The organism is Pseudomonas sp. PA27(2017) (genome assembly GCF_001945445.1).
Classification (GTDB): Bacteria; Pseudomonadota; Gammaproteobacteria; order Pseudomonadales; family Pseudomonadaceae; genus Aquipseudomonas.
The window spans coordinates 1-11,491 of sequence record NZ_MSXW01000045.1 but is presented as its reverse complement, the minus strand read 5'-3'; the positions used below and the strand labels follow the sequence as shown (position 1 = coordinate 11,491).

Genomic DNA, 11,491 nt, shown 5'->3' with positions numbered 1-11,491 from the left:
GACTCACGCTACGCAGGCTTGCCGGTATTGTCGGTTCGGATTGTCGCTCCGACCGAAGGATTCCTTATCGGCGTTTGCGGTGAGTATGGGGTGGGGGAATTCTCCCACTGTCTGGCTTGTCGCTTGCAGAAGCCGCGCATGTCCCTCCGCCCCCGACAGGTTCCTAGCCTAGAACATACAAGCCGCGACCTCGCGGCGAATTGTCCGGCCTTTGCGAAATCGAGTCATGGCCACAATCGTTTCGCGCAAGGTGGATTGCTCAAGATCGTGTAGGCGGCGCGGTGATAATTGGGCTGACGCGGCTCTTGACGCTGCTGTTACACTATCACCCCTCGCAAATTCGCATCCCTTTCCGCTACCAGGAGCATCCGGTGCCTGTCGTGTTCGTCGCCGCCTCCCAACTGCCGACTCCGTTCGGTGTGTTCACCATGCATGGTTTTCTCGAAGAGGCCACGGGCAAGGAGCATGTCGCGCTGACCTTCGGCACTGTGGCCGATGGCGAGCCGGTGCTGGGGCGCCTGCATTCCGAGTGCCTCACTGGTGATGCGCTGTTCAGCCTGCGCTGCGATTGCGGCTTCCAGCTCGAGGGCGCCCTGCGTGCCATCGCCGAGGAGGGCCGTGGCGTGCTGCTATACCTGCGCCAGGAAGGTCGCGGCATCGGCCTGCTCAACAAGATCCGCGCCTACGAATTGCAGGATGGTGGCGCCGACACCGTCGAAGCCAACGAGCGCCTCGGCTTCGGTGCCGACATGCGCGACTACGCGATCTGCCTGCCGATGCTCAAGCACCTGGGCATCTCCTCGCTCAAGCTGATGACCAACAACCCGCGCAAGGTCAAGGCGCTCGGCGACATGGGCATTCCGGTGGCCCACCGCGTGCCGCTGCAACTGGGCCACAACCCGCATAACAGCAAGTACCTGGCCACCAAGGCCGGCAAGCTCGGGCACATGCTCGGCAAGCTGCACCAGGGTGAGGTCGAGCGGCCTTGACCCGCGCCGCGGTCAAGCGCCGGTTGGCCCTGCTCTGGTGGCGGCAACTGGCACTGACCCTGGCGCCGCTGTTGCTGATCAACTTGCTGTTCGGCGCCGGGCGCCAGCCGGGCGTGATGGCCATGCCGTTGTTCATTGCCGGATTGGCCTCGCTGTTCGTCAGCCTGCCGTTGTTCAGCGCCTACAAGCGCGCCTTGTTCGCCACCGTGAAAGCCCTGAATACCGCCGACGAGCCCGCCGCCTGGCTGACCCTGGCCGAGCGCCGCCGGCCGGCATTGCTGGGCGCCGGGCTGCCGGCCTGGATCGCCGCCCTGGCGGTGTTCGCCGGGCTGGAAGCGGTGCCGCAGATCCTGCTGGCACTGGCCAGCGTCGTGGTGCTCTACCTCTACCGCATTCCTCGGCAGTTCTGATGCGCGGCGTGCTGCTGGCGCTGCTGTTGCTGCAGGCGACCTCGCTGCTGGCTGCCGAGCGGGTGGTAAGCCTGGCGCCCTCGCTGAGCGAAATCGTTCTCGAGCTTGGCGCTGCCGACACGCTGGTCGGCGTGCTCGATGGTGGCGATCGCCCCCAGGCGCTGGCCCATGTGCCGTCCGTTGGGCGCTACGGACAACTCGAGATGGAAACCCTGCTGGCGCTGCAGCCGGATCTGCTCTTGGTCTGGCCGGGCAGCATCAGCGCCGCCCAGCGCGCGCAATTGCAGGCGTTCGATATTCCCATGCTGGTGCTCGAGCCCCATTCGCTGGACGAGCTGGCCAGGCAATTTCTGATCATCGGCGAGCGGCTCGGTCGGCCGCAAGCGGGGCAGCGCCTGCGCGATCGCTTCGTCGCAGGGCTCGAAGAATTACGGGCGCGTTATCGGCGCGACGAGCCCTTGCCGGTTTTCTATCAGGTGTGGGACGCACCGCTCTACACCGTCGGCGGCGGGCAGATCATCAGCGATGCCCTGCAGGTATGCGGGGCGCGCAACGTGTTTGCCGACCTCCAACTGCCCGCGCCGCAGGTCAGCATCGAGGCGGTGCTGCAGCGTGACCCGGCGCTGGTTCTCGCCAGTGATGCGCGTCAGTTGCAGGCCTGGACCCGCTGGCCGTAACTGCGCGCCGTGCGTCTCGAGCAACTGCGCGTGCTGCCTGACAAAGGCCTGGAGCGGCCAAGCTTTCAGATGCTCGCCGCCACGGCTCGGCTTTGCGAGGTACTGGCGTCAGCCAGGTGATCGCCGTCAACGCTTGCGCTCGGGGCGTGCGATGACGCTGGTAAAGCGCGCCGCCAACTGGCAGATTGAACGCCCTCCGGTTCATTGCAGACGTTATGAAAGCCCCCGTATCCCCCTGGTTTTCCCCCGCCAGCGCCTTGATCGTTGGTGCCGCGCTCCTGCTGGTCTTTCCCCTGAAACTGCTGCCCAGCCTGCTGGCCGGGCTGTTGGTGTTCGAGCTGGTCAACCGCCTGGCGCGGCCGATGCAGCGTCTGCTGGCCGGGCATATGGGGCGCGTGTTGGCCGTTGGCGTGCTCAGCGTACTGGTGATCGCCGTGCTCGGGCTGATCTTCGCCGGCGCCTTTTCCCTGCTGATGCACGAACTCAATAATCCGGGGCGGATGATGGGCAAACTGCTCGGCGTGGTCGACCGGGCCCGCGAGCAGTTGCCCGAAGCGCTGGTGGCCTACTTGCCGGCGAACGTCGACGACATTCGTGTGGCGCTGCACGATTGGCTGCGCGGGCACATCAGCGAGCTGCAACTGCTCGGCAAGGGCGCCGTGCACATGTTCGTCACCGTGCTGATCGGCATGATCCTCGGCGCGGTGATCGCTCTGCAAAGCGTGCCCGAGCCGGATCAGCTCAAGCCCCTGGCCGGCGCCTTGCTGACCCGTGTGCAGCGTTTCGTCGAGGCGTTTCGCAATATCGTCTTCGCCCAGATCAAGATCTCGCTGCTCAACACCACCTTCACCGGCATCTTCCTGATGGGCGTGCTGCCGCTGTTCGACGTGCACCTGCCGCTGACCAAAACGCTGATCGTGATCACCTTCGTGGCCGGCCTGCTGCCGGTGGTCGGCAACCTGATCTCCAATACCGCGATCTTCGTGGTCGGTCTGTCGCTGTCGATCTGGGTGGCGCTGGGTGCGCTGGCCTACCTGATCGTCATCCACAAGGTCGAATACTTCCTCAACGCGCGCATCGTTGGCGGGCAGATCAAGGCGCGGGCCTGGGAGCTGCTGCTGGTCATGCTGGTGTTCGAGGCCGCCTTCGGCATCGCCGGCCTGGTGGCGGCGCCGGTCTACTACGCCTACGTGAAGAGCGAGCTCAAGGCCCAGGGCTGGGTGTAGACGCGAGGGAGCATGGCACGCTTGTACGCGACCAGGCTTGGGTCGGATAAGGGCGCAGCATAGTGCGACCTGCCGCTCCACAGGGCGGCAGGCCGAATCTTAGGCGGGTCGTTGTGCCAGGCGAGTGCGGATGGCCGCTTCGATGCCCGCTTCGTCCAGGCCGCACTCGGCGAGCATCTGGTCAGGGCGCGCGTGCTCGACGTAGCTGTCGGGCAGGCCCAGGTGCAGCATCGGTTTGAGCGTGCCCTGACTGGCGAGGAATTCGCTGACGGCGCTGCCGGCGCCACCCATCACGCTGTTTTCCTCGATGGTCACCAGCAGGTCGTGGCTGGCGGCCAGTTCGCTGACCAGCGCTTCGTCGAGGGGTTTGACGAAGCGCATGTCGACCACGGTGGCGTCCAGGGTTTCGCCGACACGCAGGGCCTCACTCAGCTGCACGCCGAACACCAGCAGAGCTACGCCCTTGCCCTGGCGACGCACCACGCCCTTGCCAATCGGCAGCGGCGAGAGTTCGCGGTCGATCGGCGCGTTGGGGCCACTGCCGCGCGGGTAGCGCACCGCCGCCGGGCCAGTGAACTGGTAACCGGTGGTGAGCATGTGGTGCAGCTCGTTTTCATCGCTCGGCGTCATGATCAGCATGCCGGGGATGCAACGCAGGTAGGAGAGGTCGAAGCTGCCCGCGTGGGTCGGGCCGTCTTCGCCGACCAGGCCGGCGCGGTCGATGGCGAACAGCACGTCGAGGTTCTGCACCGCGACGTCGTGGATCAGCTGATCGTAGGCGCGCTGCAGGAAGGTCGAGTAGATCGCCACCACCGGCTTGGCGCCTTCGCAGGCCATGCCGGCGGCGAGCGTCACCGCGTGCTGTTCGGCGATGGCCACGTCGAAGTAGCGATCCGGGTGGCGTTCGCTGAAGGCCACCAGGTCCGAGCCTTCCTTCATGGCCGGGGTGATGGCCATCAGGCGTTCGTCATGGGCGGCCATTTCGCACAGCCACTGGCCGAATACGCTGGAGTATTTCGGGCCGGACGGCTTCTTCACCTTGGCCGGCGCGTTGATCGGCTCCAGCTTGGTGATGGCGTGGTAGACGATCGGGTCGACTTCGGCGGGCGCGAAGCCCTTGCCCTTCTTGGTGACCACGTGGAGGAACTGCAGGCCCTCCAGATCGCGCATGTTGCGCAGGGTGGCCAGCAGGGTCGGCAGGTCGTGACCGTCGATGGGGCCGATGTAGTTCCAGCCCAGCTCTTCGAACATGGTGCCCGAGACCAGCATGCCCTTGGCGTGCTCTTCGGTCTTGCGGGCGATTTCCCAGGCGCCTGGCAGTTTGGACAGCACCTTCTTGCTGCCCTCGCGCACGTTGGCATAGGTGCGGCTGGAGAGAATCTTGGCCAGGTAGTTGGACAGACCGCCGACGTTCTTGGAAATCGACATGTCGTTGTCGTTGAGCACCACGAGCATGTTGGCTTTCACGTCCGCCGCGTGGTTGAGTGCTTCGAAAGCCATGCCGGCAGTCAGGGCGCCGTCGCCGATCACGGCTACCGACTTGCGCTTGCTGCCCTGGCGCTGGGCGGCGATGGCCATGCCCAATGCGGCGCTGATCGAGGTGCTGGAATGGCCGACGCCAAAGGTGTCGTACTCGCTTTCCGAGCGACGCGGAAAGGCGGCGATGCCGTCCTTCTGGCGCAGGCTGCCCATACGCTCGCGGCGGCCGGTGAGAATCTTGTGCGGGTAGGCTTGGTGGCCGACGTCCCATACCAGGCGGTCGTCGGGCGTATCGAAGACATAGTGCAGGGCGACGGTCAGCTCGATCACCCCGAGGCCGGCACCGAAATGCCCGCCGGTCTGGCCGACCGTGTAGAGCAGGTACTGGCGCAGTTCATCCGCCAGGGTTTCCAGCTCGGCCTCGCCGAGGCGGCGCAACTCATCCGGCGTGTTGGCGCGGTCGAGCAGCGGCGTCAGCGGGCGTTCGCGGGGAATCTCGTGGAAAGTCGTCGGCATCAGGCGAGTCGTTATAGGAATTCAAAATAGTGGGGCAGTCTACCTGATGCGGCGACCCTAGCCCAAGGGAGGACTTGGGCGTGGTTGCCGCAGCAGCGATGTCAGATAGACAGCGGTTCAGTTGCGCCGTTCGACGATATAACGCGCCAGTTCGCGCAGTGGTTCGGCGGCCTCGCCGAACGGTTGCAGCGCTTGCACCGCCTGGTCGCGCAGCTCCAGGGCGTAGGCCTTGGCGGCGGCCATGCCGAGCAGCGCCGGGTAGGTAGGCTTGTCGTTCGCCTGGTCCTTGCCCTGGGTCTTGCCCAGCGTCGCCGTATCGCTTTCAACGTCGAGGATGTCGTCCTGTACCTGGAATGCCAGGCCGACGGCGCGGGCATAGGTGCTCAGCGCGGTCAGCGCCTGCTCGTCGGCGCGGCCACTGGCCAGGGCACCGAGGCGCACGGCAGCTTCGATCAGCGCGCCGGTCTTGTGGCGATGCATGACTTCCAGCGCGGGTTGCTGCAATTGCTGGCCCACCGAGCCGAGGTCGATGGCCTGGCCGCCGACCATGCCGGCGGGGCCGGCCGCATCGGCCAGTGCGGCGAACATGCTCAGGCGAATCTCGGTGCTTTGCGGGTTGTGCCGCGCGCTGGCGAGCACGGCGAAGGCCAGGCTCTGCAGGCCGTCACCGGCAAGAATCGCGGTGGCTTCGTCGAAGGCGATGTGGGTGGTCGGCTGGCCGCGGCGCAGGTCGTCGTCGTCCATGGCTGGCAGGTCGTCGTGCACCAGGGAATAGGCGTGGATCAGCTCCACCGCACAGGCTGCGCCATCGGCCTGTTGTGCGCTGCCGCCGAGGGCTTCGCAGGCGGCATAGGCGAGCAGTGGACGCACGCGCTTGCCGCCGTTGAACACGCTATAGCGCATAGCGGCGTAGAGGCGTTCGAGCTCGACCCGCGGCGCGGCGAACAGCGGTTCGAGGGCGGCGTCGACCTGCTTCTGGCAGCGTGCCTGGTAGGCGGCGATCATAGCGGCTCGTCCGTTTCGAACGGCGCCGCTTCCAGGGCGCCGTCGCGCTCCAGGAGGATCTGCACTTTCTGCTCGGCCTGGGTCAGGGCCACCTGGCATTCGCGGGTCAGGCCGATGCCTTGCTCGAAGGCGCTCAGCGACTCCTCCAGCGACAGCTCGCCATTCTCCAGGCGCTCGACGAGGGTTTGCAGCTCGGTGAGGGATTGCTCGAAATCGAGCGCGGCTTTCTTACGGGCCATGGTCAGCAGGTCTCAGGCGGGGTTCGCGGTCGCCGCGACACTAGCAGAGGGCTCTGTCGCGAGCAAATCGACCCGGGAGGGCTATTTGTATGGATATACAGTATTCTGTCAGGCGTTCATCTCCTGTTGGCAGTACCCGATGCGCCTGTTTCTCTGCGAAAAGCCGTCCCAAGCCAAAGACATCGCCAGCGTGCTCGGCGCCACGCGGCGCGGTGACGGCTGCTGGCTGGGCAACGGCGTGACGGTCACCTGGTGCATCGGTCATCTGCTGGAGACGGCGCCGCCGGATGCCTACGACGCACGCTACAAGCGCTGGGTGCTGGACGACCTGCCCATCGTCCCGCAGCAGTGGAAGATGCGCGTCAAAGCCAAGACCGCCGCCCAGTTCAAAGCCATCAAGCGCCTGCTCGGCGAAGCCGGCGAACTGGTGATCGCCACCGACGCGGACCGTGAAGGCGAGATGATCGCCCGCGAGCTGCTCGAGCATTGCCGCTACCGCGGGCCGATCCAGCGCCTGTGGCTGTCGGCACTGGACGACACCTCGATCCGCAAGGCCCTGGCGGCCCTCAAGCCGGGCGCCAGCACCTACAACCTCTATCAGTCGGCGCTCGGTCGCTCGCGGGCCGACTGGCTGATCGGCATGAACATGAGCCGCCTATTTACCTTGCTGGGGCGCAAGTCCGGTTATCAAGGCGTATTGCCGGTCGGCCGTGTGCAAACGCCGACCCTGCGCCTGGTGGTGGACCGCGACCGCAGCATCGCCAACTTCGTGCCGGTGCCGTTCTGGGCCATCGACGTGACGCTCGACGGCAACGGTACGCCTTTCACCGCCGGATGGCGCGCGCCCCAGGACGATTGCGACGAGCAGGGCCGCTGCCTGAAACAGGAAGTGGCGCAGCGCGCCGCCGAGGCCATGCAGGGCGCCGAACATGTCGTGCTGAAAAAGTTGAAGACCGAGCGCATGCGTGAAGTGCCGCCATTGTTATTCGATCTCGGTACGCTGCAACAGGTGTGCTCGAAGAAGCTCGGCCTGGGCGCCCAGGAAACCCTGGACATCGCCCAGAAACTCTACGAGACCGACAAGCTGATCACCTATCCGCGCAGCGATTGCGGCTATCTGCCGATCAGCCAGCACGCTGAGGCACCGGCCATTCTGGCCGCGCTGGGGCAGGCCGATCCGGGCCTGCGCGAGGTGCTGGCGCACACCCAGACGCAACGCCGCTCGCGGGCATGGAACGATGCCAAGGTCAGCGCGCACCACGGCATCATCCCGACTCTGGCAGCCGGCGGCCTGGCCCGCTTGAGTGGCCGCCCGCGCGCGGTCTATGAGCTGATTCGCGCCCGTTACCTGGCGCAGTTCCTGCCCAATCACGAATACGACCGCACCCAGGCCGACTTCGACTGCGCCGGCCATGACCTGCGCGCGGTCGGCAAACAGATCGTCGAGCCGGGCTGGAAGCGCGCGCTGCCCGAGGCCCTGGCGCCGAGCAAGGGTCGTGAGGCACCTGCGCCTCAGGCGTTGCCCGCGCTGCATGAAGGCCAGTCGTGCGCAGTGCGTGAGGTGACGCTCAAGGATCAATTCACCCAGCCGCCCAAGCCGTTCACCGAGGGCGACCTGATCCAGGCCATGAAGAACGTTGCGCGACTGGTCGAGGACCCGCGCCTCAAGCAGAAGCTCAAGGACACCACCGGCATCGGCACCGAAGCCACCCGCGCCGGCATCATTCAGGGCCTGCTCGATCGCGGTTACCTGACCAAGCATGGCAAGACCCTGGCCGCCACCTCGGCAGCCTTCGGGCTGATCGATGCGGTGCCGCGCGCCATTGCCGACCCCGGCACCACGGCGATCTGGGAGCAGGCGCTGGACATGGTGCAGAGCGGTGAGATGCCGCTGGAAGAGTTCGTCGCCAAGCAGTCAGCCTGGATGAGCAAGCAGATCGAACGCTGCCGCGGGCTGCAACTGAACATCAGCGGCCCGCCGCCGGGCGGCAAGCCGGCGTGGCGAGGCAAGCGCAAGGGCGGGGGTGGCAAGGGCAAGGCCGCCGGCCGTGCCGGAGGCGCTGGCAAGCGCACCAGCCGAGCCATCCCAAAAAAGTAGCGGCCGCTCACCAGGGTTCGTGGTAACCGTTGCGCTGTTAGGCACCGCGCCCCGCAAGAAACCGCCAATCACCGCGTGAAAGCGTCGCCCTCGGCGCGAAATGATCGTGGCCATTCTGCGATCCGGCGCAGGCCGCACCCTTCGCCCCGGGGTCGGGGCTCCCACGCGAATGCGGGTATCGCGGCTGTTTTGTGGGAGCGTCGCCCTCGGCGCGAAGCGATCGTGGCCATTCCGCGATCCGGCATTGGCCCCACCATTCGCCCCGGGTCGGGGCTCCCACGCGAATGCGGGTATCGCGGCTGTTTTGTGGGAGCGTCGCCCTCGGCGCGAAACGATTGTGGCCATTCTGCGATCCGGCGCAGGCCGCACCCTTCGCCCCTGGGTCGGGGCTCCCACGCGAGTGTGGGTATCGCGGCTGTTTTGTGGGAGCGTCGCCCTCGGCGCGAAGCGATCGTGGCCATCCCGCGATTCGGCATTGGCCGCACCATTCGCCCCGGGTCGGGGCTCCCACGCGAATGCGGGTATCGCGGCTGTTTTGTGGGAGCGTCGCCCTCGGCGCGAAGCGATCGTGGCCATTCCGCGATCCGGCATTGGCCCCACCATTCGCCCCGGTTCGGGGCTCCTACGCGAGTGCGGCTCAGCCGCCGTTTTGCTGGCTCTGTGCCGCCGATTCCTAACCTGGCGGTCAGCATTCGCTCGGTGCCGCCCATCCGCCCGTTGCATGCGCGGAGTATTCCCAAATGGAAATTTTCCGTTACCATCCGGCGCGTTGAATTTAACGAACGGGTTTCATTTGCTTGTCCGCTCCTGTCGTAAAGCCCGTCTGTGGCTTGGTTTAAAGGGTTGCAGCGGCCTTTAGGGGCCTGGTTCGATGGCGAAAACACTGGCCGGACGCCGGTGATTCGCACCGGTATGTGGAGTAAAACGAACATTCAACTCGGTGTGCCGGCGCTTTTTCAGGCAGCACCGCTGCGGTAGATGGCTCGGCGGTCAAGGTGATGACGGGGCCTTTTTCTGATTCAACCGGATGGATTTCGGCAAGGAACTGTTGCCCGAGACCGGCTCGCCGGATCCGGAAACGCTCACATGGACAGCGATCACACAGCGAAGCCTGCTGGCGCGCCGCATGGCGTCGTGCACAGCGGTCCGGCTTCAACTGTTTCCAGCAAAATCAATAAGAGGTAGTCCTTCTATGGATGCGGTATCAGCCGAACAGGCAAAGCAGGAGCCTGAGAGCAAGCTCAGTGCGTCATTGAAGCCCCGGCACCTCACCATGATGTCCATCGCCGGTGTGATCGGCGGGGCGTTGTTCGTCGGTTCCGGTAGCGTGATCCACAGCGCCGGGCCGGCAGCGGTACTGGCCTACCTGGCGGGCGGCATTCTTGTCGTGCTGATCATGCGCATGCTCGGTGAGATGGCCACCTCTTCGCCGGACACCGGCTCGTTCTCCACCTACGCCGAGCGCGCCATCGGCCGCTGGGCCGGTTTCACCATCGGCTGGTTGTACTGGTGGTTCTGGGTCATCCTCATGGCCTGGGAAGCCTACGTGGCGGGCACCATCCTCAATGGCTGGTTCCCCGAGGTCAGCGTCAACGTCTTCGTGCTGGCCGCCACCCTGGTGCTGATCAGCATCAACTTCTTCAACGTCAAGCACTACGGCGAGTTCGAGTTCTGGTTCGCGCTGATCAAGGTGGTGGCGATCATATGCTTCCTGGCGGTCTGCACCCTGGCGGTGCTCAGCCTATGGCCGACCGGCGAGACGCGGGGCTTCAGCAACCTGACCGCCCAGGGTTTCATGCCCAACGGTATCGAGTCGGTGGTGGTGGCCATCCTCGGGGTGATGTTCGCCTTCCTCGGCGCCGAGATCGTCACCATTGCCGCCTCGGAGGCTAAGGACCCGGCCAACCAGATCGTCAAGGCGACCAACTCGGTGGTCTGGCGCGTGTGCCTGTTCTACATCGGCTCGATCTTCCTGATCGTCTGCCTGGTGCCCTGGAACGACCCGCTGATGGCCCAGTCCGGCTACGGTTCCTACCGCCGCACCCTGGAGCTGCTGGGCATTCCCTACGCCGAGCTGGTGATGAACTTCGTGGTGCTGACCTCGGTGAGCAGCTGCATGATCTCGGCGCACTACACCGCCTCGCGCATGCTGTTCTCGCTGTCTACCCGTGGCGACGCGCCGCGCTTCCTGAAGATCACCCGTACCGGGACCGGCGTGCCGGTGTTCGCGATCATCGCCTCCTGCTCGGTGGCTATCTTCGTGGCGCTGATCAACTTCAGCGAAACCCTGCGCCCCAAGGACGTGCTCGACACACTGATGAACACCACCGGCATGATCGCCCTGCTGGTGTACCTGGTGATCGCTTTCTCGCAACTGAAGATGCGCCGCAAGCTGGAAGCCGAGGGCAAGGACATCCGCCTGAAAATGTGGCTGTTCCCCTGGCTGACCTACCTGGTGATCCTGTTCATCGTCGGCTCCCTGGTGACCATGGCGTTCGTCGAGGAATACCAGGTGCTGGTCATCTCCACCGGCGCGGCTGCGGCTGTTGTCGTGGCGCTGGGTGTGATGGTGCACATGCGCGCTAAGAAGCTCGCCCGCTGATCGCACGGCCACGATCAGAAAAAGGGGTGCACCTTCGCAGGTGCGCCCCTTTTTAATGGTTCATCGCATTTTCCTGGGGAGGATACGCTGGACACTGGACTCGCAAGTTTGTGTGCGTGTCACTTACTGGCCTGGCACTATCCATCACCGCATCTACTGACCCATTGTGTTGCGCCCCTTACGGGCGCCACACCTTTCTTGCTTGCCCAAGAAAGGTGTGCCAAAGAAGGGCACCCCGACATCCGGGTTT

The 11,491-nt window shown here is 65.3% G+C and carries 8 protein-coding genes and 1 pseudogene; 6 read left to right on the top strand and 3 right to left on the bottom strand.

Annotated elements, in window-relative coordinates; all coding sequences use genetic code 11:
• Positions 1 to 371: 371 nt before the first annotated feature.
• The 4 genes and pseudogenes from ribA to BVH06_RS18315 all read left to right on the top strand — a co-directional run bounded on the left by ribA (position 372) and on the right by BVH06_RS18315 (position 3,302).
• A complete protein-coding gene (gene ribA / locus BVH06_RS18330) occupies positions 372 to 989 on the top strand; it encodes a GTP cyclohydrolase II (RefSeq protein WP_075935025.1) in 618 nt (205 codons plus the stop codon).
• Positions 986 to 1,399, top strand: a complete 414-nt coding sequence (locus BVH06_RS18325) for an MFS transporter (protein WP_075935024.1) — start codon at positions 986 to 988, stop codon at positions 1,397 to 1,399. The genes ribA and BVH06_RS18325 overlap by 4 nt, the downstream gene beginning before the upstream one ends.
• A pseudogene (locus BVH06_RS18320) lies at positions 1,399 to 2,196 on the top strand (helical backbone metal receptor). Before BVH06_RS18325 ends, BVH06_RS18320 begins: the two are co-directional and overlap by 1 nt.
• Before the next feature lie 95 nt (positions 2,197 to 2,291).
• Positions 2,292 to 3,302: an AI-2E family transporter gene (locus BVH06_RS18315; protein ID WP_075935023.1), complete on the top strand. Its 1,011-nt coding sequence runs from the start codon at positions 2,292 to 2,294 to the stop codon at positions 3,300 to 3,302.
• A gap of 99 nt (positions 3,303 to 3,401) precedes the next feature.
• Here the strand turns inward: BVH06_RS18315 and dxs are convergent, their stop codons facing one another.
• The 3 genes from dxs to BVH06_RS18300 form a co-directional block, all read right to left on the bottom strand.
• Positions 3,402 to 5,297, bottom strand: a complete 1,896-nt coding sequence (gene dxs / locus BVH06_RS18310; protein WP_075935022.1) for a 1-deoxy-D-xylulose-5-phosphate synthase — start codon at positions 5,295 to 5,297, stop codon at positions 3,402 to 3,404.
• Positions 5,298 to 5,414: 117 nt separating this feature from the next.
• Entirely contained in the window at positions 5,415 to 6,302 is an 888-nt protein-coding gene (ispA, locus tag BVH06_RS18305; RefSeq protein ID WP_075935021.1) for a (2E,6E)-farnesyl diphosphate synthase, read from the bottom strand.
• Positions 6,299 to 6,541, bottom strand: a complete 243-nt coding sequence (locus BVH06_RS18300) for an exodeoxyribonuclease VII small subunit (protein WP_075935020.1) — start codon at positions 6,539 to 6,541, stop codon at positions 6,299 to 6,301. Before BVH06_RS18300 ends, ispA begins: the two co-directional genes overlap by 4 nt.
• Positions 6,542 to 6,680: 139 nt before the next feature.
• Between BVH06_RS18300 and BVH06_RS18295 the strand changes: the two genes are divergently transcribed.
• Positions 6,681 to 8,639, top strand: a complete 1,959-nt coding sequence (locus BVH06_RS18295) for a DNA topoisomerase III (RefSeq protein ID WP_075935019.1) — start codon at positions 6,681 to 6,683, stop codon at positions 8,637 to 8,639.
• Positions 8,640 to 9,831: 1,192 nt separating this feature from the next.
• A complete protein-coding gene (locus BVH06_RS18290; protein WP_075935018.1) occupies positions 9,832 to 11,241 on the top strand; it encodes an amino acid permease in 1,410 nt (469 codons plus the stop codon).
• Positions 11,242 to 11,491: the final 250 nt, after the last annotated feature.

Coding starts and splice junctions, on each gene's coding strand:
- BVH06_RS18315 (WP_075935023.1), top strand. CDS start 2,292: ATGAAAGCCCCCGTATCCCCCTGGTTTTCCCCCGCCAGCGCCTTGATC.
- dxs (WP_075935022.1), bottom strand. CDS start 5,297: ATGCCGACGACTTTCCACGAGATTCCCCGCGAACGCCCGCTGACGCCG.
- ispA (WP_075935021.1), bottom strand. CDS start 6,302: ATGATCGCCGCCTACCAGGCACGCTGCCAGAAGCAGGTCGACGCCGCC.
- BVH06_RS18300 (WP_075935020.1), bottom strand. CDS start 6,541: ATGGCCCGTAAGAAAGCCGCGCTCGATTTCGAGCAATCCCTCACCGAG.
- BVH06_RS18295 (WP_075935019.1), top strand. CDS start 6,681: ATGCGCCTGTTTCTCTGCGAAAAGCCGTCCCAAGCCAAAGACATCGCC.
- BVH06_RS18290 (WP_075935018.1), top strand. CDS start 9,832: ATGGATGCGGTATCAGCCGAACAGGCAAAGCAGGAGCCTGAGAGCAAG.